The following is a 20,300-nucleotide window of genomic DNA, read 5'->3' as shown; positions in this document are numbered from 1 at the left end:
TCTTCAGGAACCGCACCACCCGCCGTCGTCATCCCCGGAACTTTTGTCCAGATATGCAGGCTTCAACGACTTCAAAGCCTGCATATCTGGGCAAGAACTCCCAGGAATTTGTGGAATCGTTGCCCTGTGAGTTCCGAGCCCCTGTTTAGTCCCCCCTGCGGTCCCGTCACAGGCTGGCGGGACGGCGACGTCCTCCGCGCCACCGGGATCCCGTACGCCACCGCCGGACGTTTCCAGCCGCCTGCTCCGGCCCCCGACTGGACCCGGCCGTATGCCGCAACCTCCCCTGCTCCCGCCTGCCCGCAAGGGCCCGTGCCCTTCCTGGACGACATCCTGGGCACCCGGTACGGCGAACTGCCCGGGAGCGAGGACTGCCAGAACCTGTCCATCACCATGCCCGCGGACGTGGACCTGTTCAGCCCGGCAAGCGCGCGGCTGCCCGTGATGGTGTGGATCCACGGCGGTTCCTACACCACCGGATCGGGCGACCTCGCCATCTTCGACCCGGCGGTACTGGTAGCCGAGAACCGCGTGGTGGTGGTCTCGGTGACCTACCGGCTGGGGCTGTTCGGCTTCCTGGCAACCCGCTCGGGCCGGCCTGCCAACCTGGGCCTGCTGGACCAGCTCGAAGCCTTCCGCTGGGTGCAGCGCAACATCGCCGCATTCGGCGGCGATCCCCGCCGGGTCACGGCCTTCGGCCAGTCCGCAGGCGGTGACGCGATCGCCCACTTGATGGCGACGCCCGAAGCCCCGGCACTGTTCCAGCGCGCCATTATCCAAAGCGCCCCCTTGGGCATTTCGCGCGGGCGGGCCAGGATGAACCACGCCATGGGCATCGCCGCCGAGGCCGTCACCGAGGAGACTCCCGCCATGGAAGTGGTGGAACGGGAGGACCACGTGGCGCAGGTGGCGCGGAAGTTCGGGATGCTGGCTGCGATGCCGTTCGGCACCCAGTACGGTCACGCGCCCCTGCCGGAGGAAACCGGGATCGAGGCCGCCTGGAACCGCTCTGCGCCCGGCGTCGAGATCCTGATAGGCCACACCTCCGAGGAGGCGAGGCTGTTCCTTCCCCGCAGCCCCTACCTCAGCCGCCTGGACCGTGTTCCCGTCGCCGGCCCCACCCTCCTCCGGGCCATCAACTGGGTGGTCACGGAGACTGTTTATGGCCGGGCAGCCCGTAAGTTCGCCCGCCGGCACGTCCTGGCCGGCGGCAGCGCCCACCGTTACGTGCTGCACTGGCATGCCCCCGGGAACGTCCTCGGCGCCGCGCACACCATTGACCTGCCGCTGCTCTTCGGAAAGCGGAGCACGTGGGAGGGAGCAGGACTGGTTGCCGGGGCGGGCTGGGAGGAAGTGGACGCCGTGGGACGGGAACTGCGTGCACTGTGGTCACGTTTTGCGCGCGGTGACAGCCTTGGCGAAGAGGGCGGCATTCCGGGCGCCCTGGACTACACGTCGGAGCGGCCGCATCAGCCCCGCCGGCGGCCCCGGGTGGTGGAAACCGTGCTGCGGACAACGTCCACCAGGATGTCCTGGCGCTGGAAGTAGGCATTGTGGCCGGCGTCCCCGACAACCAGGAGACGGGCGCCGGGCACCGTGGCGGCAACGTGCTCCGCTCCGCGGCGGATTCGCGGCCTTTCTTCCTCCCCGATCAGCACCACCAGCGGGCTGGTTACGGATTCCAGTCCCTGCTGGAAGGCTTCGACGTCCCGTGGGTCAGCGCTGAGGAACTCCCCCTGGCTCTGTTCGAGGCTGCGCGGGTACCTGGCCGCTTCAATGGCTGTGGCGGTTGATCGGACCCTGATATAGCGGGCAAAGTCCTTCGGGTTGTCCTCGATCCACTGCTCCGTGAAGGAGTTTCCCACGCCAAGCCAGATCCCCTCGTCCTGGTCGAGGGAGCTGAACACCTGGAACTTTTCCGGCGTGCCCGCCTGCCCGGGAGGCGGCACCACCAGGGGCCAGCCCATCCCGCAGACCACCAGGGCAGCCGCGCTGCCGGGGTGGCGGACCGCCCAGCGAAGCGTGGTCATGCCACCCATGGACTGCCCCACAATGACCGGGTCTTCCAGGCCCAGGGAACCTATGAAGTGCTCCAGCTCCGCAGCCCGGTCAACCAGCGGTCCCTGCCGCGGGGAGTTCGATGACCAGCCGTGATCGTAGGTGTCGTACGCCAGCACCCGGAAGTCCCGCTCGAGGTCCTGGATGATCGGTTCCCAGCACGCCGCGGCCGAGGCATGGCCATGCAGCAGCACCACCGGCCGGCCGCGGCCGGAGTCCGTGTAGTGGATGTCGTTGCCGAGCAGATCGAGCCAGGGCATGGGGATGTTCCTTTCGGGCCTGGTCAGCCGGGGCGGCCCACCACGCCCCAGCCTTGCAGAACCGGGGCGGGGCGTCATCCGCTGTCCAGTACGGGCCGGCGCGCGCCGGTACAGGCCGGGGCGGCCGGCGGTAGAGTCTGGTCACGTGAAGACGCTCGGAGTGGACCTCGCCGCGGCTGCCAAGAAGACGGCCGTGGCCGTCATCGAATGGAGCCGCGGATCAGCCCGGCTGGTGCACCTCGGGCTGGATGTGCAGGACGAGGAGATCGTTTCCCTCTTCGGTGCCAGCGACATGACCGGCGTGGACTGCCCGGTTGGCTGGCCGGACGCCCTCATTCCCTTCCTGGCCGGGCACCTTGCCTTCGACGCCGGACCCGTGCTGGAGTACGACGGGATTGAGGGACGGCGGCTGCTGGCCTACCGGGACACGGACCGCTTCGTCACGGGCCGGACACGCCTGATTCCGCTCAGTGTTTCCGCTGACAGGCTGGCACATCCGGCCATGCGGTGCGCCGTGATCCAGGCAAAGATCGCAGCACTCCACGGGCCGCAGCTCCGGGACGGTTCCGGACGCCTTGCGGAGGTCTATCCGGCCGCGTCGCTGAAAATCTGGGGCCTGAACGCCCGCGGCTACAAGGGACGCGGCAGCTCCGAGGCGGAACGGCTTGCCGTGCTCCTCGGAACCCTCAGGGAACAGGCCCCCTGGCTGGACCTGAACGGCTACGGGGACCGGTTGGCCGGCTCGGACGACATGTTCGACGCCGTCATCGCCGCGCTCACGGCCCGCGCCGTTGCCCTTGGACTGACGGCCGGTCCGGACGAGGCGCACGCCGCAGCCGCCCGCACGGAGGGCTGGATCCACCTGCCGACTTGCGGCCTCGACGGGCTGGTTGCCTAGGGGGAACTAGCCGAGGGTCCAGTTCCGGATCTCCTCCGGGTCCTCGCCGTGCGTGCGGGTGTGTTCGCGCGCCCGCATCCGCCGGTCCTGGAGGCTCTGGCGGAGGGATGAATGCCGCTCGGCCAACCCGGGCACGCGGTCGATGGCGTCGATGGCCAGCTGGAATCGGTCAATACCGTTCAGCATCGCCATGTCGAACGGCGTGGTGGTGGTTCCCTCTTCCTTGTAGCCCCGCACGTGCAGCCCGTCCTGGTTGTTGCGGCGGTAGGCAAGCCGGTGGATCAGCGCGGGATAGCCGTGGTACGCGAAAATAATGGGCTTGTCCGCCGTGAAGATCCCGTCGAAGTCCCGCGCCGGAAGCCCGTGGGGGTGCTCGCTCTCGTCCTGCAGCCGCATCAGGTCCACCACGTTCACCACCCGGACTTTCAGCCCGGGCGCACCCTCTTTTAGCAGTTCCGCCGCGGCTACGGTCTCCACCGTGGGGACGTCGCCCGCGCAGGCCATCACGACGTCGGGCTCCTCGCCGGGCACCTCGGACCCCGCGAAGTCCCAGATGCCCAGCCCCCTGCGGCAGTGGTTGGCGGCGTCGGCCGGGCCCAGCCACGTGGGCGAGGGCTGTTTGCCGCTGACCACGATGTTCACGTAGTCCGTGGAGGCCAGGCAGTGGGCCATGACGCACAGCAGGGTGTTGGCGTCGGCCGGCAGGTACACCCGGATGACCTCTGCCTTTTTGTTCACGGCGTGGTCAATGAACCCTGGGTCCTGGTGCGAGAACCCGTTATGGTCCTGCTGCCAGACGTGGGAGGACAGCAGGTAGTTCAGCGAGGGCACCGGCTGGCGCCACGGCAGCTGCCGGTGCACCTTCAGCCACTTGGCGTGCTGGTTGAACATGGAGTCGACAATGTGGATGAAGGCCTCGTAGCAGCTGAAGACGCCGTGCCGGCCGGTGAGGAGGTAGCCCTCCAGCCAGCCCTGGCACAGGTGTTCGCTGAGCACCTCCATCACTCTGCCGGACCGCGCGAGGTTCTCGTCGACGTCGTCAATCCGGTACTGCCACACCTTGTCGGTGACCTCGTAGACGTTCTGCAGGCGGTTGGACGCGGTCTCGTCCGGGCCGAAGAGCCGGAAGGTCTCCATGTTCAGCGAGATGACGTCCCGCATCCACGAGCCGAGCGTGATCATCGGGCTGACGCGGTCCGTTCCGGGCTCCGGGACCTCGACGGCGTGGTCCCGGTACGCGGGCAGCTTCAGCGCCTTGCGGAGCAGCCCGCCGTTGGCATGCGGCGTGGCGCTCATCCTCAAGGAGCCGGCGGGCGCTGCCACGGCGACGTCGGGCCGGAGCCGGCCGTCGCCGTCGAACAATTCCGCAGGCCGGTAGGACTGGAGCCACTCTTCCAGCTGCTTCAGATGCTCCCCGTTGGTGCGGACCTCCGAGAGGGGCACCTGGTGGCTCCGCCACGTCCCTTCCACCGGCAGCCCGTCCACTGTGCGCGGTCCCGTCCAGCCTTTCGGTGAGCGCAGGACGATCATGGGCCAGCGCGGCGCACCGTCCACATCCGCTGCCCCGTCCGTTCCGGCCGCCGGCGCACGGCGGGATTCCTGGATGGCGCGGATGCCGGCCAGGCTCCGGTCCAGCGCTTCGGCGAAGTCGCGGTGCGCCTGTTCGGTGTTGTCCGGGTCCTTCACCGTGACGAAATACGGCTCGTGGCCGTACCCGCGCAGGAGCTGTTCCAGCTGCTCTTCCGGCATCCGGGCCAGGATGGTGGGGTTGGCGATCTTGTAGCCGTTCAGGTGCAGGATGGGCAGCACGGCACCGTCCGCGGCCGGGTCCAGGAAGTTGTGCGAGTGCCAGCTGGCGGCGAGCGGGCCGGTTTCGGCTTCGCCGTCGCCAATGACGACGGCGGTGACCAGCTGGGGATTGTCCAGTACCGATCCGTACGCGTGGGCCAGGGAGTACCCCAGTTCGCCGCCTTCGCTGATGGAGCCGGGGGTTTCGGGGGCCGCGTGGCTGGGGATGCCGCCCGGGTAGGAAAACTGCCGGAAGAGTTCTGCCATGCCGTCGGCGTCGTTGCCCACATGACCGTAGATCTCGGAGTAGGTGCCTTCCAGCCAGGCGTTGGCGACGACGGCGGGGCCGCCATGGCCGGGACCTGCCACGAAGAGCATCTCGGCGGAGTCGCGGCGGATGACGCGGTTCAGGTGGGCATAGACGAAGTTCAACCCGGGGGTGGTGCCCCAGTGGCCCAGCAGCCGGGATTTCGTGTGCTCGGCCTTCAGCGGTTCGCGCAGCAGCGGGTTGGAGCGGAGGTAGATCTGCCCGACGGAAAGGTAGTTGGCGGCGCGCCACCAGCTGTCCACAAGTTCAAGTTCGTCGGGCCCCATGCTGCTGGTCATAACCGTCCTCACGTAGCGTGCTCCCCCGCTGTCGCCATCCGGCAGGTGCGGCCGTTCCCCCATCGCACCAGAAGGGCCAGCCCGAGGCAACCCCGCTTGCCTTGGGGCTGCTACCAACCGGTAGTCTTTGGATTCAAATGTTCACGCTGACAATCAACCAGACGGATAGCCGGCGCGATGGCGACCGCGTGCCGCAGCTGCTCAAGGACCTGCGGCACATTCCTGCGCGCCTCGACTTCGACCGGTCGGTGGAGGACGAGGTCCAGGGCATTGTGGACTGCCCCCACCAGGCCGTGGAGGCAGCGATGATCGCGCTGCGGTGCGGTTCCTGGTACGTGGGGATCGGCGTCGGGCCCGTCAACGAGCCGTTGCCCAACCAGATCAAGGACGCCTCGGGCCACGGGCTGGTGTACGCGCGGCGTGCCGTGGACCGGCTCCGCAACAGCAAGGAGCGGGTGCCCGTTGCGGTGGAGGGCCCGCTGGCGGACATAGCCCACGACGCCGAGGCCGTGCTGCGGCTGCTGGGGCATATTGTGCGGGACCGGTCCGGGGCCGAGTGGCGGGTGCTGGACCTGATGACCCCCGGCGTCCGCGGCCAGCAGAAGGCGGTGGCCCAGGAGCTGGGCATCACCACGCAGGCCGTCAGCAAGGCCGTGGCGCGGGCGCAGTGGAATGAGGAGCACGCGGCCCGGCCTGCGGCGGCAAGGCTTCTGGCCCTGATCCTTGAGGTGCGCTAGCGGCTGCCTGCCTTAGTGCTGCGTTGCGGCCATCACCGGTTCGCCGTTGAAGTACTCCAGCTGCCAGCCGTCGATGGCATGGTGGTGCGCCAGGTTCAGGACCGCGTTGTCGATGCTGGTCAGGGTGCTCCCCACGGCGCGGCTGAGGCTGACCCGCAGGAGCGTCCCGTGGGCGACGACGAGGAGCCGGCTGCCGCGGAATTCCTCGGCGAGTGCCTCCAGGGCTGCCAGTCCCCGGTCCGCAGCCTCGTCCTCGCTTTCGGCGCCGCGGAAGCCGCCGGGAATGCGCAACGCCTCCAGCTCGGGACCGGCCTGCATGCCCTCGGCCGGGCCAAAGCTGCGCTCCGTCAGTTCCGGGACGCGGCGGACATCGCTGAGGCCCAGCCCGGCCGCGATCAGGTCCGCGGTTTCGGCGGCCCTGCTCAGGGGCGAGGATACGATCGCGTCCCATTCGTAGGCGGACAGCACAGCGACGGCATCCTGCGCCTGGGCCCGGCCGACGTCGTTCAGGGGAATGTCGGTGGATCCCTGCAGCCGGCGCTGCGCATTCCAGTCTGTCTGGCCGTGGCGGATGAGGGCGAACGTGGTGAGGGTCATGCTGTCCATTCTGCCTTGTGCTGCGTTAGAGCAGGCTGCGCAGCACGTGGGCGGCGCCGTCGTCGAACACTGAGTGTGTGACCTCGTCCGCGGCGGCGATGACTTCCTCGGGCGCCTGCCCCATGGCCACGCCACGCCCGGCCCAGGTGAGCATCTCGATGTCGTTGCGGCCGTCGCCGATGGCCACCGTGAGGTGCTGCTCAATGCCGAGCCTCCCACGGAGGTTCTCCAGTGCACTCGCTTTGGTCACGCCGGCCGCGGCGATGTCCAGCCAGGCCGTCCAGCCCACGGAGTAGGTGACTCCGGCGAGGCCCACGTGTTCGATCGCTTCGTTGAACTCTTCCGGGGTGTTCTCCGTGCTGAAGACCACTACGCGCACGGCCGTGGCTTCGAGCATGGTGTGGAAATCGACGCCGACAGCCTCGACGCCGAAACTGGGGTCCTGGAAGCGTTCGGTGGACAGGAAGTTCCCGTCAGCATCCTCCAGCGCGTACTTGGCCGAGGGGAGCCGTTCCCGGAGCGCGCGGAGGGCGGGTCCGGGATCGAAGGTGGCTTTGTGGATGACCTCATAGCCGCCCTCCAGCCCGGGGTGCAGGCGCAGGGTGACACCGCCGTTGCAGCAGACAGCGTAGCCGCGCTCGATCCCGATCTTTTCGATGATGGGCAAGGTGGCGTTGAGGGACCGGCCCGTGGCGATCATGACCTCGTGCCCGGCAGCCACCACGGCCTGCGCCGATTCGCGGACGCCCGGGGACATGTGGCCGTCGTGGTCCACCAGCGTGCCGTCCACGTCCAGGGCGACCATGAGCTTGTGCCCGTTAGTGTTGTTGTGGTTGTCTCGCCGGTCATCGTTGCCGGCGACTGAGGTTTCAGTCAGCGTTGTCATTCACATAGTGAACCAGACGACCCACCACGGCGCTAGGACGCAGGCCACAGATATGTTGAACACCGCATTAACACTCGCTGGTTTGCTGCGGCCATGCGGACACACCCTGCGGGACACCGCGTTCCGGACCCCGCACCCCGGCGTTCGCGGGTGCTTTGACTGTTCCGGGGTGCGCACCGCCACGTGCACTTATCCACATGCACCGGCTCCACGCTTCAACGGTCCTGCAGTCAGCCAGACGATAGTCGCATGCACCTGATTCACGCCGGCAGCGTCCGCCGCAGCACTGGAGACGTCCGCTCGCTCAGCCGCCGTTATGCCCGCGGCGAGCTGGTCCGCGTCAGGAAGGGCATCTACGCATCAAAAGAAGAGTGGATTTCGCTGCCGCCCTGGGAAAGGTACCGCCAGACAGTCCTGGCAGTGGACCTTGAATTGCCGCAGTCAACGTTCTGCCTGCATACGGCTGCTGTTGTGTGGGACCTGAATCTGCTGGAAGTGCCGGGCTTCGTCCACCTGTCAGGAGCATCGAGGGGGCACGTCGGCCGCTGCGTCCCAACAACGTCCGCTGCCCGGCGGTACTCGGGAGAAACCGGACTGGAACGGATCACCTCCTACGGCGTCCGCCGGCACCCCGGACCAACAGCGGCAGTCCGCCACAAGAACCTTTTGGTGACGCCCTTACCGGAAACAGTGGTGGGCGTCATTGCCAGGGAAAACTTCGCGGCCGGAGTGGTCCTGGCCGACCACGCCATGAGCCGGCGGCGTGCTTCCGGCCCCTACCTGGGCAGAGAGGATCTGCTCAGGCAGGCCTCCCTGCTCACCTCGGAGGCAAGGCGCAGGTGGGTCACGCAGGTCCTCGATTTCGCGGGGACGGACGCGGAGTCGCCGGGCGAGTCACTGAGCAGGGCGCAGATGCATGTTCTCGGGTTCCCGGCTCCCCTCCTGCAGGCAAAAGTGCATGTGGGAGGGGTCCTCATTGCTCGAACTGACTTCCTCTGGCCCCGCCACCGGTTGATTGGGGAGTTCGACGGCGACGCCAAGTATCTGCGCGACGAGTTCCTGGGAGTTCAAACGGCGCGCCAGGCCGTCCTTGCGGAGAAGAAACGCGAGGACAAACTCCGGGCGGCGGGGTTCCGGGTCGTCCGATGGGATTGGGCGACAGCCGCTGATCCTGCGCGGTTTGAAGCATGCCTGCGGCAGGCGGGCTTAGCGAACACGCCCGGAAATACAGGAAGCACCCGCTAACGGACGTTGCACCCGCGGTTTCGCGGGTGCAACGTCCAATCGCGGGTGCCACGTCCATACGCGGGTGCAACCCGGGCGCAGGAGGAGCGGAAGCTACAGGACCGGGAGGACCTCAAGGCCACCCAGGTACTTCTGCAGCGCCGTGGGCACGTTGACCGAGCCGTCCGCGTTCTGGTGGTGCTCCAGCAGCGCCACAATCCAGCGGGTGGTGGCCAGCGTGCCGTTCAGGGTGGCCACAGCGCGGGTGCCCTTGGCAACCCCCTCCGGATTCACCGCGCGTTCGCGGATGTTCAGGCGGCGGGCCTGGAAGGTGGTGCAGTTGGACGTGGAGGTCAGCTCACGGTACGCGCCCTGGGTGGGGACCCAGGCCTCGCAGTCGTACTTCCGTGCGGCGGAGGTGCCAAGGTCACCGGCTGCAGTGTCGATCACCCGGTAGGGCAGCTCGCACTTGGCCAGCATTTCCTCTTCCCACGCCAGCAGCCGCTGGTGCTCGGCGGCGGCCTCTTCCACCGTTGTGTAGATAAACATTTCCACCTTGTTGAACTGGTGGACCCGGATGATGCCGCGGGTGTCCTTGCCGTGCGAGCCGGCTTCGCGGCGATAGCAGGAGCTCTGGCCCGCGTAGCGGATGGGGCCGGCGGAGAAGTCCAGAATCTCGTCCGCGTGGTACCCGGCCAGCGCGACTTCCGAGGTGCCCACCAGGTAAAGGTCGTCTTCGGCAAGACGATAGATCTCGGCGTCGTGCTTTACGTCGAAGCCCGTGCCCTGCATGGTCTCCGGGCGCACCAGCGTGGGCGTGATCATCGGGACGAAGCCGGCTTCGATGGCCTGGTCCATGGCCATCTGCAGCAGCGCCATCTCCAGCCGGGCACCAACGCCGCGGAGGAAGTAGAAGCGGGCACCGGAAACCTTCGCGCCGCGCTCCATGTCAATGGCGCCGATCAGTTCACCGATTTCAAGGTGGTCCCTGGGCTCAAAGTCGGGGAATTCACGCGGGGTGCCCACCGTCTTGACCACCACGTAGTCGTCCTCGCCGCCCTCGGGTACGCCGTCCTCAATGACATTGGGGATGGTGCGAAGCAGCTCATCCTGCTTGCCCTGCGCGGCATCGGCCTCGGCGGAGGCAGCCTTGACCGCGTTGGCCAGCTCCTTGACTTCCGCCAGCAGGGCCTTCTTTTCGTCGCCCTTCGCCTGGGCTACCTTCTTGCCGAACGCGTTCTGCTCGGCCCGGAGGTTCTCGAAGCGGATCAGCGCCGCCCGGCGGGCGGAATCCGCGGAGATGATCGCGTCCACCACTGACTCGTCCGCGCGGCGGGCACGCTGGCTGGCACGGTATTTGTCCGGGTTTTCGCTGAGGTCTTTTACGTCGATCACCACACAAGGGTATCCAATCCCGCGCGCGACGGCGGGCGGCAGCGGACGGGCGGGCCCGCCCGGCTTCCGCCGGGCTACTGTTGAGGCACCATGAGCGACTGGATCCTGTACCTGCTGACCGGGGTGGCCCTTGCGTTTGCCATCTCCAGCTGGTGGGGCGTGCGCAGGCTCAAGGCCCTGCACATCCGGAGTACCGTGGGCGGCGATGCCCAGGATCCGGGCCTCACGGAACAGCGTGTCGCGGTGATCCTCAACCCCATCAAGGCACAGTCGGGCGAAGCGAAACGCCTCATCCAGCGAGGCTGCCTTGCGGCAGGCTGGGAGGACCCCGTCTTTTTCGAGACGACGGCGGAGGACCCCGGCTACTCGCAGGTGGCGGCCGCCCTCGCCTCCAGGCCCGACGTCGTCCTGGTGGGCGGCGGCGACGGGACCGTCCGCGTGGTGGCCGAGTCCCTGGTGCACACCAACGTGGCCATGGGCCTGATTCCGCTGGGCACGGGCAACCTCCTGGCGCGGAACGTGGACCTGGACCTGAACGACCTGCACGCCAACGTCAACACCGCCCTGTTCGGCCGGCAGCGCCATATCGATACTGCCCGGATGGGCATCGAAAACTCACGCACCGGCACCTCCTCCGAGCACGTGTTCCTGGTGATCGCCGGTATCGGCATGGACGCTGAAATCCTCGCCGACACCAACGCCGGCCTGAAAAAAGCGGTGGGCTGGCTGGCGTATACCGAGGCAGGCATGCGGCATTTGCCCGGACGCCGGAAGAAGGTCTCGATCTCCCTGGACGGCAGCCCGGAGCAGGTCCGGAACATCCGCAGCGTCCTGTTCGCGAACTGCGGCCTGATCCCGGGCGGCATCGATTTCATTCCGCAGGCCATGATTGACGACGGCATGCTGGACGTGGTGGTGATGAGCCCCCGCAGTGCCCTCGGCTGGCTGCTGATGTACGTCAAGATCATGTTCAAGCACAGCGGGAAACTGCCCGTCATGACCGTCTACCGGTCCGGAAGGGTGGTCATCAAATGTCCCGAACCGATGGCCATCCAGCTGGACGGTGATACGGCCGGTGAAGCCACCAGGCTCACCGTCCAGGTGGAGCCGCGCTCCCTGCTGATCCGGGTCAAGGGCCAGGATTAGCGGCTATTCGCTTTTGCGCTTCTTCTCCTCGGCCGCCTTAGCCGCCGCGTGGGCTTCGGACTGCTCACGGATCATGGCCTGCTCTTCTTCAAAGCGCAGGCGGTCAGCACGGTCGGCGTCGTCCCCGTCCCAATCCTGGTTGTCGGCAGTGGGCCGGGGGTTGACGATCATCCCCTGGCCGTCGTTGTCGGTGCCGCTGGCAGTCATGACGCGCTCCCTTCGCTAGGGGCCATCCCCCGTGTGGATCAAGTAAGCATACGCATTGTCCACAACCCGCGGAAGTACCTGGAACGGCATTCACCTACGCTTTGGGCGAAGCGGAGGAACCGTTTTCGGCGGGCTCTCCTGCAGGCCGGAGAATGCCCGCCACCCACGCCCGTGCCAATTGGAAGGCCTGGTCAGCAGTGTGCGGTTCAACCGATGCTGCCTGCATGTCGGCTCGCGGATATGACCCCAGGAAGCGGGTGGCGGGACTGATGCGGTGGAGCCCGGCCAGGGCGTCGGCCATCCGTTCGTCGCCCACGTGCCCGTCGGCGTCGATGCTGAAGAAGTAGTCCCCGAGGTACTGACCGGTGGGCCGGGACTCGATGCGGCTGAGGTTCACGCCCCGGCTGGCGAACTGATCGAGGATTTCCATGAGGGCGCCGGGCCGGTCCTCGGGGAGCGGGACCACCAGCGTGGTCTTGTCCGCACCTGTGCGCGCGGGCAGGACACCCGGCCGGCTGACCAGGATAAAACGGGTCACGGCGTCCGGGTTGTCGCCGATATCCTCAGCCAGCACCGAGAGTCCGGGCTGCTCCCGGGCCACCAACGGAGCGCAAATGGCGGCGTCATAATGGCAGTCCTCTTCAAGGAGCCCCAGGGCCGAGGCAGCCGTGGACGGGCCGGGAACATATTCGGCTGACGGAATATTTGCGTCCATCCACAGGCGGCACTGTGCCCAGGCATGGCCGTGGGTTGATACCCGCCGCACGTCAGCCAGGCGGACTCCGGGCCTTGCGACCAGCACAAAGCTGATGGGCACCAGGACTTCGCGGATGATCCGCAGCTCGCCGCCCCCGGCGATCGCGTCGAGCGTGGCGGTGACGCCGCCTTCAACGGAGTTTTCGATCGGGACCATCGCGGCGTGGACTGATCCGTCGCGCACCCAGTCCAGTGCAGCGTTGACGTTCGACGCCGGGACGCGGGTGGCCTGCCCGGCGTCCGGCACCTGCAGGAGGGCTGCCTCGGTGAAGGTACCCTGTGGCCCCAGGAAGGCATAGGTCGGGGAGGACGCGGACATAAACATTCCTTTACGGGATCAGCGCCGACGGGAGCGCCGGCAGAAGCTGCAGCGGGGACATGCCCGGGTCCAAGCCTCCCTGCTAGAGCACCATCGGCTTCAGGCCGTTGTCCGAGACGAGCGGCTTGCCGGCCTCCAGCCACATGTCCATCCCGCCGGAAACGTTGATGGCGGTATAGCCCTGGCCGGTAAGCCACTGCGCAGCGCGGAAGGAGCGCCCGCCGGTGCGGCAGATGACGTAGACATCCTCGTCCGGATCAAGTTCATCCAGCCTCGCCGGGAGCTGGTCCATGGGAATGTGGAGGGCACCATCTGCATGGCCTGCCACCCACTCGTAGTCCTCGCGGACGTCTAGGATGACGGCGTCATCGGGGATGTCGCCGACGGGGACGTTGTCGAAATCGCTCATGGAGGGTCCTGCCTTCGCGGATCGGTGTCGGATTAAAGCCTAGTGCTTCCGCCTCCACCTGGCGGCAGGCCCGGCCCACGTTAAGCTTCTGAGTGACCCTAGGAGGAACCGTTGTTCCCTGCGCAGCCCGCCCCGGCCACTGCCGGAAGCCGAAGCTTCCCGCCACGGCACTGCCCTGGCGTGGAGGCGTGCGGCCTTGCCTGAACTTCACGAACTGCCGGCCGTCGCCCTCCGGGATCTCCTGCGGAAGGGGCAGGTGTCAGCGGCGGAGGCCGCGGCGCATTTCCTCGCCAGGATCGAACAGCAGAACCCGCTGCTGGGCGCTTTCATTACGGTGGCGGCGGAACAGGCGATGGCGGACGCCCGCACCGCTGACTCGGTGCGTTCCCACACCCCTTCCGGGGAACTGCCCCTGCTCCACGGCATGCCCCTGGCTTTCAAGGACCTCACCGACGTGGCGGGTGTGGTGACCACCCACGGCAGTGCGGCCCTGGACCATAAGCCGGCACCCGCGGACGGCCCCCTGGTTGCCCTGCTCAAGGAAGCGGGCGTGACCCCGCTGGGCAAGACCCAGGTTCCCGAATTCGGGCTGACGGCCTACAGCGAAAACCGGATTGCGCCGCCGTCGCGCAATCCCCATGCCCTGAGCCGAAGCTCAGGGGGCTCTTCCGGCGGCAGCGCTGCAGCCGTGGCAGCGGGACTCCTGCCTTTCGCCCCAGGCACCGACGGCGGCGGCTCGGTCCGGATCCCCGCAGCCGCCTGCGGGCTGGTAGGGCTCAAGCCGGGCCGCGGTGTGGTCCCGGCCGGTGAAAGCGCTGGTGATCCCGCGCGGCTGGTGGTGGCCGGTCCCATCGCCCGGGACTCCGTGGATGCGGCGCTCATGATGGACGCCCTGGCGGCACCTGGCGCGGCAGGCAGGCCGGATGGCGGCTACCTTGCAGCGGTAGGCCAGGAGCCTCCGCGGCTGCGGATCGGCATCAGCCTGGACAGCCCGTGGTCCGGCACCTTCCCCTTCATCCCGGAGCAGGATGCGCTGGATGCCCTCCGGGTGGGCGGGGACCTGCTGGAACATGCCGGGCATGCCCTCAGCGACGCTTCCATCCGGTACGACAACCGGTACCCGGACGCCTTCACGTCGGCATGGACAGCCGCAGTGGGCGCGGCCAGGATCAGCCCCCACCGCGAGGCCCTGCTGGCGCCCCTCACCCGCACCTTCCGGCGCCGCGCCCAGCAGCGGAGCCCGGCCAAACTCGCCGAGTCCCTCGCATTCCTGCGCCAGTTCCAGCATGACACCGTGGCCCAGTACGCGCAGTGGGACCTGATGCTCATGCCGTCGCTCGCCCAGGCACCGCGCCCTGTGGGCTGGTTTACCGGTGCCATGCACGGCACTGACCGCTGGCCCGCCGCGCAGTGGCCGGGAGATGCCGACGGCGATTACCGCAGACAGTGCGAATACGCGCCCTGGTCCTCCATGGTGAACGTCTGCGGGCTGCCGGCCATCACGATCCCCGTGCACTGGACCGGCGGGGCGCCCGGGCTGGGGCTGCCGATGGGAATCCAGCTTGTGGGACCTCCGGGATCAGAGTCCCTCCTGCTGCAGGTGGCGCGCCAGCTGGGCTTCTGACCAGCATGTTTGTCCAGCCGGGCCAGTTGTTGACCTCCTCCTTACGCCCGCTTAATGCGCCTGTAACCCGCGGGGAGCAGACTTATGCCGGTGCCAGGCCGCGGCACCCTTCCGCCAGCCACTGCTCGACGAGGAGTTCCCTTATGAAAGCTGAAAATCCCAGCACGCCTGCCGGCGGGGTGCTTCCTCAACCGGACGGCGCCAGGCCAGACCTCAGCAACGCAACGATCAGGGAGGACCTGGCCGGGCGGGGCCGCTGCGCCCTGGTCCATCTCCCCACCGGACGGACCTGCCTCCTGCAGCTCCGGCACCATGGACCGTGCGAGTTCCACCGTCCCCAGGAGGCCGACGACGTCGTCGCCGGCGGGTGACCGTTCCGGCGGGCATGAGCGCCGGCGGGCATGGGCACAGGAAGCCGGGCCGTGCGTTGCGCAAAAGTGTCGACTCCGCCGCGGATCAGGAGGACGATTAAAGGGCAGTCACTGTGAGGAGGTCTGTGATGTGCTATTCATCCAGCAAGGACTTCGGGTGGGGCATCAGGAAAGAATCCGACAGCAAGCCCGAGGCAAAGCACGAAGCCCCGGCGGAAACTCCGGAGAAGCCGGTCAAGGCACAGGACTTCACGTTCTGGGCATTCCCGGACTGGCGGAAGACACGGACGCCGGGCACCCGTTCAGCTGAACGGAGCAAGGAGAGGGTCTGAGGCCGCGTCAAGGTCAACGGAAGGGTCTTCGCTGAAGGCCCTTCCCATCTTTCCTAGCCGGCGGCAGGCCGGAGCGCGTCCCGCATTGTGCTGCGGCAAACCCTCCCACTATGGTTGAACCATAAGCATGCTTATTATCTGCACGTGACGAAGGGAACCAGCATGAGTACCGGAAACTACCCATCCGCAGGACAGCCGGAACCGGGAACCGGGAACCACGCCGGCATCCCCTCCGCGCCGGCCCGCACGCCCACCCCCGCGGATTCCACCGCGGACTCCGCCCTGGCCCGTCCGGACGCGGCCCCGCCGGCAAGCACGGGCACGCCTGCGCCACAGCCATCGGCCGCTGCAGACCAGCCAAGGGTGACCCGGGCGGGGGTTGTGTGGGCGGCAGTCGTAGCGGCCCTGGTGCTCCTGATCCTGCTGATCATCTTCATCCTCCAGAACCAGGACCAGGTGGCCGTCCGGTACTTCGGCCTGGAAGGTCTTGTGCCGCTGGGCATGGCGCTGTTTATTGCCAGCGTGACCGGAGGGGTCCTGGTTGCCATGGCCGGCGGCGCCCGCATCCTCCAGCTCCGCAGGAACGCCCACCGCGCACGGCTGCGGCAACGGAAGTAGGGCGGCGGAACCGGAAGAAGGCGGGTGCAGCGCAGCCGGGCACAGCGATTCCTCCCGTAGAGCGCAGCCGGTCTTGAGTCCGACGGCGGCCTCCGCGGTGCGCGGTCAGCTCACCGCGCGCCGAGGTTGCGGTACTTCGCTGACCGCGCGGCGATGAGCCCATCCACGGGAAGACCGGCGATCGACGCCAGCTCGTATTCGATGGCCCGGGCCATCCGCACGCAGAACTCACGGGGTTCCAGCGAGGCGTCATCGCGCTCGTCCACGATGTGGTCCACCAGGCCGTGGGCATAAAGGGACGCCACATTCACCCCCTGCGCCTGGGCCATCGCGGGTGCATGCTCCACGGTGCGGTGCACGATGGCACTGGCACCCTCGGGAGGCAGGGGGGACAGCCAGCTGTGCTGTGCCGCGATGGTCCTGTCCGCGGGCAGCAGCGCCAGCGCCCCTCCCCCGGACCCCTGGCCCAGCAGCACCGAGACTGACGGCGCGGCCAGCCCGATGAGTTCGTGCAGGGACCGCGCAATCTCTCCTGCCAGTCCGCCTTCCTCCGCCTCCTGCGAGAGCGCCGCACCCGCAGTATCGATGACGGTGAGCAGCGGCAGCCTCAGCTCCTCCGCAAGTTTCATGCCGCGCCGGGCTTCCCGCAGTGAACCGGGGCCCATGCCGGCGGCGGCCTTGCGCAGCGGGCGGGCGTGGCCCAGGACGATGCAGGACTGCCCGCCGAAGCGCGCCAGGGCCAGCAGCAGCCCGGGGTCCTTCTCCCCCTGGCCCGTCCCGTTGAGCGGCAGCGCATCGACGGCACCAAATTTCAGGAGCTGCCTCAGGTCGGGACGCCGGGGATGCCGGGAAATGCCGATGGAGGTCCAGGCGTCCGCAGCAGCGGGCCGCACCGCGAGCGTGGCAGGCGCCTGCGGAAGGGCGGCCTTCTCCCCGCACAGGATGTCCAGGGCCCGGGCCACCAGGCCGGCAAGCTGGCCGGGCTCCACAACGCCGTCGATCAGTCCCTTGCTGAACAGGTTCTCCGAAGTTTGCACGTCTGCAGGGAAAGCCTCCCCGTACAGCGCCTCGTAAACCCGGGGGCCGAGGAACCCCAGCAGTGCCCCGGGTTCGGCCACGTTGATGTGGCCCAGGGATCCCCAGGAGGCCATGACGCCGCCGGTGGTGGGGTGCCGCAGGTAGACGAGGTACGGCAGCCCGGCCTGGCGGTGGGCCCGGACGGCCCCGGTGATCTTCACCATGGACAGGAAGGCCAGTGTCCCTTCCTGCATGCGGGTGCCGCCGGAGGCGGGCCCGGCGAGCAGCGGCAGCCCCTCGGCGGTGGCCCGTTCGACGGCGGCTACGATCCGCTCCGCCGCGGCGTGGCCGATGGAGCCGGCCAGGAAGGAGAATTCGCTGACGATCACCGCCACCCGGCGCCCCCTGATGAGCCCGGCGCCCGTGATCACGGACTCGTCGGTCCCGCTCCGCTCCCGGGCTATTGCCAGGTCGCGGAAGTACTCTGCGGAGACCTCGGGTTCCCGTGCCGACGCATCCCAGGAAACGAAGGAACCGCGGTCCACCACGTTGTCCAGCAGTTCAGCCGCGCCCAGGTGCCGCACCTTTTCCGTCGTCGGCATGCTACTTCGCCCCGGCGGTCACGGTGGCTGCAAGGCCCGGGCAGTCGCTCGCCTCGCACCGCAAGATCGCCGATGCCATCCGGAGCCAGGACGCTGAGGGGGCGGCGGAGGCCATGCTGGCCCACATCGAGCTGGTCTCGGACGTGGAGCTGCTCCGCTAACGGCACTCCCCTGGCAGGCGGCCGACCGGTCACCGGGCCAGGCCGCCAAAAAGCTGTTGACCGGGCCCTCCGGCGATCCTAAAATCTGGACATCACCTGAGCCTGCCCCCTGGTGCTTGCAGGTATTCCTTCCAGCGAGTATTCCTTCCAGCGAGGTGCCCCGGCGCCTCTCACTTCCCCTCATATTGCACAGGGCCCAGACCCTTAGCGGAAGCACTGATGATGTCCACAGTCCATGACACCAACCGGGAACCGGAAATACAGCAGGCGCTGCACGGGCTGCGCGCCAGGCTGTCGGGTTCCCTGATCGAGCCGGATGATCCGTTGTACGACGAAGCCCGGCGGGTATGGAACGGCATGATCGATCTCCGGCCACGCGCCGTCGTCCGCGCCGGAGCGATAGCCGACATTGACGCCGTGCTGGATGCCGTCCGGCGCAGCGGCCTGGCGCTGGCCGTCCGTGGCGGGGGGCACAACATCGCCGGACACGGCAGTGTTGAAGGCGGGCTGGTACTGGACCTGGGACCGCTCAAGCACGTGCACGTGGACGCCGGGAGGAGGCTGGTGACCGTGGAACCCGGAGCCACCCTGGCCGACGTCGACCACGCAACCGCCGCATACAACCTTGCCGTTCCGCTCGGAGTGATCAGCGGAACAGGCGTGGCGGGACTTGCCCTCGGCGGCGGCGTGGGCTGGCTGACACGCTCCAACGGCCTGACCCTGGACAACCTGGAATCCGTGGACGTGGTCACCGCCACCGGGGAACACCTGCGCGCCAGCATGCAGGAGAATCCTGAGCTGTTCTGGGGGCTGCGCGGCGGCGGCGGAAACTTCGGGGTGGCGTCCTCCTTCACCTTCCGCGCCCGGCCCCTGCCGCCCCAGCCGCTGGGAGGGAACCTGTTCTACCGGCCCGAACACTGGCGCAACGCCCTCCTGGCTTTTGCCGGCTGGACCCGGGACCTGCCGGACGGGATGAACCCCATCACCTCGTTCCTGGTCTTCCCGGAAGAGTTCGGGATGGGCAGCGACCCGTGGATGATCATAGGATTCGCGTGGGTGGCAGAGGACCAGCAGGCAGGGCTCGCCCTGGTTGACCAGCTCCGGGCCGCCGCGCCGCCCGACCAAGAGGAAATCGGCCCTACCTCCTGGCTTGACTGGCAGAGCGCCATGGACAGCGTGTTTCCCAAAGGTTCCCGCGGCTACTGGAAGAACGTCTCCTTCTCCCGCCTCGACGGGGAGTCAGTGGATGTCCTGCTGGGCTTCGCCTCCGAGCTGGCATGGGAAGGTACCGGCATTGACATCCACCACATGGAGGGAGCGTTCGGACGGGTGCCGGAGGATGCAACGGCGTTCCCCAACCGTTCTGCCCGCTACTGGCTCAATGTCTACGGCTTCTGGCGGGACCCCAGCGAGGACGAGCGGCTGACCGCGTTCGCCCGCACGGCCTACGGGCTTATGCAGCCGTTCGCGGAGCACGGCGAGTACGTCAACTTCCTGGGCGCCGAGGCGGGGCCCAGGGACGCGGACGCCGCCCGCGCGGCCTACGGGCCGGAGAAGTTCCGGCGCCTGGCAGCCCTCAAGGACCGCTATGATCCCCACAACCTCTTCCGCCTCAATCACAACATCCCGCCAACACAGGCGTTCATGTGATCACAGGCGCCCATGTGATGGGGTGAGCGGCCCTAGAACGTGTACGTGGGTCCGCTGGTGGAACTGGCGATCGCCAGGCCGATGATGGCCAGCAGCCAGAACGCGCCGTAGCCCAGGAGGCACAGGTAGCCCAGGACCAGCCCGGCAATGGACATGCCCCTGCCGGCCGGTTCGCGTTTGAGCGCCATGTGGCCGGTGATGATTGCTGCAATCTGCGGGAGCAGGAGCCAGCCCATGATCACCGAGGCGATGCCGCACACCATGCTGGCGATGCTCAGCGTCTTGGGCTCCGCCTGCATGCCGTAATACCCCTGCGGGGCGTACGGGCCTGCCGGCTGGCCATAGGGGGCGGGCTGCTGGTTGTACGGGCTCGGCGGCTGGCCGTAGGCACCGCCGTACTGGCCGGGTTCGTTATGTGTGCCTTGCCCGTAGCCACTTCCACGGCCATCCTGCCCGTAGCTGCCCTGCCCGAAGGGCGGCGCGGAGGGCGACTGGCTGCCGTAGGGCGGCGCGAACCGGGGCGGTTCAAGGCCGGACGGCGTGCTGGAGTCGGGCTGGCCGGATTCAGGCCGCTGGCTGGGCTGGTCAGACATGGTTCCCCCTAGGAATTGTGGTTCCAGCCTACCCCCGGCCCAGGGG

Annotated in this window: 21 protein-coding genes; 11 read left to right on the top strand and 10 right to left on the bottom strand. The window is 68.0% G+C overall.

Annotated elements, in window-relative coordinates; genetic code table 11:
* The first annotated feature begins 126 nt into the window (after positions 1 to 126).
* The gene (locus NFU08_RS03725; protein ID WP_251420838.1) at positions 127 to 1,548 is read left to right on the top strand and encodes a carboxylesterase family protein; all 1,422 of its coding nucleotides are present in this window, start codon (positions 127 to 129) and stop codon (positions 1,546 to 1,548) included.
* Here the strand turns inward: NFU08_RS03725 and NFU08_RS03720 are convergent.
* Positions 1,470 to 2,318: an alpha/beta fold hydrolase gene (locus NFU08_RS03720; RefSeq protein ID WP_251420836.1), complete on the bottom strand. Its 849-nt coding sequence runs from the start codon at positions 2,316 to 2,318 to the stop codon at positions 1,470 to 1,472. The genes NFU08_RS03725 and NFU08_RS03720 overlap by 79 nt on opposite strands.
* 145 nt (positions 2,319 to 2,463) lie before the next feature.
* Between NFU08_RS03720 and NFU08_RS03715 the strand changes: the two genes are divergently transcribed.
* Positions 2,464 to 3,216: a DUF429 domain-containing protein gene (locus NFU08_RS03715; protein ID WP_251420835.1), complete on the top strand. Its 753-nt coding sequence runs from the start codon at positions 2,464 to 2,466 to the stop codon at positions 3,214 to 3,216.
* Positions 3,217 to 3,222: 6 nt separating this feature from the next.
* Here the strand turns inward: NFU08_RS03715 and NFU08_RS03710 are convergent, their stop codons facing one another.
* Entirely contained in the window at positions 3,223 to 5,610 is a 2,388-nt protein-coding gene (locus tag NFU08_RS03710) for a phosphoketolase (RefSeq protein ID WP_251420833.1), read from the bottom strand.
* A gap of 137 nt (positions 5,611 to 5,747) precedes the next feature.
* Between NFU08_RS03710 and NFU08_RS03705 the strand changes: the two genes are divergently transcribed.
* A complete protein-coding gene (locus tag NFU08_RS03705; RefSeq protein WP_066273089.1) occupies positions 5,748 to 6,347 on the top strand; it encodes a hypothetical protein in 600 nt (199 codons plus the stop codon).
* Positions 6,348 to 6,359: 12 nt separating this feature from the next.
* Here the strand turns inward: NFU08_RS03705 and NFU08_RS03700 are convergent, their stop codons facing one another.
* Positions 6,360 to 6,944 carry a histidine phosphatase family protein gene (locus NFU08_RS03700; protein ID WP_251420831.1) on the bottom strand — a complete coding sequence of 195 codons (585 nt, stop codon included), beginning with the start codon at positions 6,942 to 6,944 and terminating at the stop codon, positions 6,360 to 6,362.
* A gap of 25 nt (positions 6,945 to 6,969) precedes the next feature.
* Positions 6,970 to 7,830 (bottom strand): HAD family hydrolase, encoded by an 861-nt coding sequence (locus NFU08_RS03695; RefSeq protein WP_251420829.1) that lies wholly within the window; start codon positions 7,828 to 7,830, stop codon positions 6,970 to 6,972.
* A gap of 249 nt (positions 7,831 to 8,079) precedes the next feature.
* On the opposite strand from NFU08_RS03695, the gene NFU08_RS03690 reads away from it, so the two are divergent.
* Complete coding sequence (locus tag NFU08_RS03690) at positions 8,080 to 9,075, top strand: hypothetical protein (RefSeq protein ID WP_251420827.1); 996 nt, start codon at positions 8,080 to 8,082, stop codon at positions 9,073 to 9,075.
* A gap of 93 nt (positions 9,076 to 9,168) precedes the next feature.
* Here the strand turns inward: NFU08_RS03690 and serS are convergent, their stop codons facing one another.
* Positions 9,169 to 10,449 (bottom strand): serine--tRNA ligase, encoded by a 1,281-nt coding sequence (serS, locus tag NFU08_RS03685; protein ID WP_251420825.1) that lies wholly within the window; start codon positions 10,447 to 10,449, stop codon positions 9,169 to 9,171.
* 90 nt (positions 10,450 to 10,539) lie between these two features.
* On the opposite strand from serS, the gene NFU08_RS03680 reads away from it, so the two are divergent.
* Complete coding sequence (locus tag NFU08_RS03680; RefSeq protein WP_251420823.1) at positions 10,540 to 11,595, top strand: diacylglycerol kinase family protein; 1,056 nt, start codon at positions 10,540 to 10,542, stop codon at positions 11,593 to 11,595.
* A 3-nt stretch (positions 11,596 to 11,598) separates the two neighbouring features.
* Here NFU08_RS03680 and NFU08_RS03675 read toward each other — a convergent pair whose 3' ends face one another.
* The 3 genes from NFU08_RS03675 to NFU08_RS03665 form a co-directional block, all read right to left on the bottom strand.
* Complete coding sequence (locus tag NFU08_RS03675; RefSeq protein ID WP_251420821.1) at positions 11,599 to 11,802, bottom strand: hypothetical protein; 204 nt, start codon at positions 11,800 to 11,802, stop codon at positions 11,599 to 11,601.
* Positions 11,803 to 11,896: 94 nt separating this feature from the next.
* A complete protein-coding gene (pheA, locus tag NFU08_RS03670; protein ID WP_251420820.1) occupies positions 11,897 to 12,877 on the bottom strand; it encodes a prephenate dehydratase in 981 nt (326 codons plus the stop codon).
* Between the two features lie 82 nt (positions 12,878 to 12,959).
* Complete coding sequence (locus NFU08_RS03665; protein WP_174178959.1) at positions 12,960 to 13,286, bottom strand: rhodanese-like domain-containing protein; 327 nt, start codon at positions 13,284 to 13,286, stop codon at positions 12,960 to 12,962.
* A 196-nt stretch (positions 13,287 to 13,482) separates the two neighbouring features.
* Between NFU08_RS03665 and NFU08_RS03660 the strand changes: the two genes are divergently transcribed.
* The 4 genes from NFU08_RS03660 (at position 13,483) to NFU08_RS03645 (ending at position 16,231) form a co-directional block, all read left to right on the top strand.
* The gene (locus tag NFU08_RS03660; RefSeq protein WP_251420818.1) at positions 13,483 to 14,910 is read left to right on the top strand and encodes an amidase; all 1,428 of its coding nucleotides are present in this window, start codon (positions 13,483 to 13,485) and stop codon (positions 14,908 to 14,910) included.
* 143 nt (positions 14,911 to 15,053) lie between these two features.
* Entirely contained in the window at positions 15,054 to 15,281 is a 228-nt protein-coding gene (locus tag NFU08_RS03655) for a hypothetical protein (RefSeq protein ID WP_251420816.1), read from the top strand.
* A gap of 128 nt (positions 15,282 to 15,409) precedes the next feature.
* Positions 15,410 to 15,613 (top strand): hypothetical protein, encoded by a 204-nt coding sequence (locus NFU08_RS03650; protein WP_174178965.1) that lies wholly within the window; start codon positions 15,410 to 15,412, stop codon positions 15,611 to 15,613.
* A 162-nt stretch (positions 15,614 to 15,775) separates the two neighbouring features.
* Positions 15,776 to 16,231 (top strand): lipopolysaccharide assembly LapA domain-containing protein, encoded by a 456-nt coding sequence (locus NFU08_RS03645; RefSeq protein ID WP_251420814.1) that lies wholly within the window; start codon positions 15,776 to 15,778, stop codon positions 16,229 to 16,231.
* A 110-nt stretch (positions 16,232 to 16,341) separates the two neighbouring features.
* On the opposite strand, the gene NFU08_RS03640 is transcribed toward NFU08_RS03645, so the two are convergent.
* Positions 16,342 to 17,850, bottom strand: coding sequence for an acetyl-CoA carboxylase carboxyltransferase subunit alpha/beta (locus tag NFU08_RS03640; RefSeq protein WP_251420812.1), 1,509 nt, complete (start codon positions 17,848 to 17,850; stop codon positions 16,342 to 16,344).
* 23 nt (positions 17,851 to 17,873) lie between these two features.
* Here NFU08_RS03640 and NFU08_RS03635 point away from each other — a divergent pair, with 23 nt between their 5' ends.
* Together NFU08_RS03635 and NFU08_RS03630 are read left to right on the top strand one after the other, a co-directional pair.
* The gene (locus tag NFU08_RS03635; RefSeq protein WP_251420810.1) at positions 17,874 to 18,011 is read left to right on the top strand and encodes an FCD domain-containing protein; all 138 of its coding nucleotides are present in this window, start codon (positions 17,874 to 17,876) and stop codon (positions 18,009 to 18,011) included.
* Positions 18,012 to 18,233: 222 nt separating this feature from the next.
* Positions 18,234 to 19,661 (top strand): FAD-binding oxidoreductase, encoded by a 1,428-nt coding sequence (locus NFU08_RS03630; RefSeq protein ID WP_251420964.1) that lies wholly within the window; start codon positions 18,234 to 18,236, stop codon positions 19,659 to 19,661.
* A 32-nt stretch (positions 19,662 to 19,693) separates the two neighbouring features.
* On the opposite strand, the gene NFU08_RS03625 is transcribed toward NFU08_RS03630, so the two are convergent.
* The gene (locus NFU08_RS03625; RefSeq protein ID WP_251420808.1) at positions 19,694 to 20,254 is read right to left on the bottom strand and encodes a DUF4190 domain-containing protein; all 561 of its coding nucleotides are present in this window, start codon (positions 20,252 to 20,254) and stop codon (positions 19,694 to 19,696) included.
* Positions 20,255 to 20,300: the final 46 nt, after the last annotated feature.

The sequence above is a fragment of the Pseudarthrobacter sp. NCCP-2145 genome (genome assembly GCF_023708005.1).
Classification (GTDB): domain Bacteria; phylum Actinomycetota; class Actinomycetes; order Actinomycetales; family Micrococcaceae; genus Arthrobacter; species Arthrobacter oxydans.
Note: the sequence above shows the minus strand (reverse complement) of the source record. Positions and strands in the feature narration are given on the sequence as shown.

Coding starts and splice junctions, on each gene's coding strand:
- NFU08_RS03680 (WP_251420823.1), top strand. CDS start 10,540: ATGAGCGACTGGATCCTGTACCTGCTGACCGGGGTGGCCCTTGCGTTT.
- NFU08_RS03645 (WP_251420814.1), top strand. CDS start 15,776: ATGAGTACCGGAAACTACCCATCCGCAGGACAGCCGGAACCGGGAACC.
- NFU08_RS03655 (WP_251420816.1), top strand. CDS start 15,054: ATGAAAGCTGAAAATCCCAGCACGCCTGCCGGCGGGGTGCTTCCTCAA.
- NFU08_RS03720 (WP_251420836.1), bottom strand. CDS start 2,318: ATGCCCTGGCTCGATCTGCTCGGCAACGACATCCACTACACGGACTCC.
- NFU08_RS03625 (WP_251420808.1), bottom strand. CDS start 20,254: ATGTCTGACCAGCCCAGCCAGCGGCCTGAATCCGGCCAGCCCGACTCC.
- NFU08_RS03665 (WP_174178959.1), bottom strand. CDS start 13,286: ATGAGCGATTTCGACAACGTCCCCGTCGGCGACATCCCCGATGACGCC.
- NFU08_RS03675 (WP_251420821.1), bottom strand. CDS start 11,802: ATGACTGCCAGCGGCACCGACAACGACGGCCAGGGGATGATCGTCAAC.
- NFU08_RS03630 (WP_251420964.1), top strand. CDS start 18,234: ATGTCCACAGTCCATGACACCAACCGGGAACCGGAAATACAGCAGGCG.
- NFU08_RS03700 (WP_251420831.1), bottom strand. CDS start 6,944: ATGACCCTCACCACGTTCGCCCTCATCCGCCACGGCCAGACAGACTGG.
- NFU08_RS03650 (WP_174178965.1), top strand. CDS start 15,410: ATGTGCTATTCATCCAGCAAGGACTTCGGGTGGGGCATCAGGAAAGAA.
- NFU08_RS03710 (WP_251420833.1), bottom strand. CDS start 5,610: ATGACCAGCAGCATGGGGCCCGACGAACTTGAACTTGTGGACAGCTGG.
- pheA (WP_251420820.1), bottom strand. CDS start 12,877: ATGTCCGCGTCCTCCCCGACCTATGCCTTCCTGGGGCCACAGGGTACC.
- NFU08_RS03705 (WP_066273089.1), top strand. CDS start 5,748: ATGTTCACGCTGACAATCAACCAGACGGATAGCCGGCGCGATGGCGAC.
- NFU08_RS03690 (WP_251420827.1), top strand. CDS start 8,080: ATGCACCTGATTCACGCCGGCAGCGTCCGCCGCAGCACTGGAGACGTC.
- NFU08_RS03695 (WP_251420829.1), bottom strand. CDS start 7,830: ATGACAACGCTGACTGAAACCTCAGTCGCCGGCAACGATGACCGGCGA.
- NFU08_RS03640 (WP_251420812.1), bottom strand. CDS start 17,850: ATGCCGACGACGGAAAAGGTGCGGCACCTGGGCGCGGCTGAACTGCTG.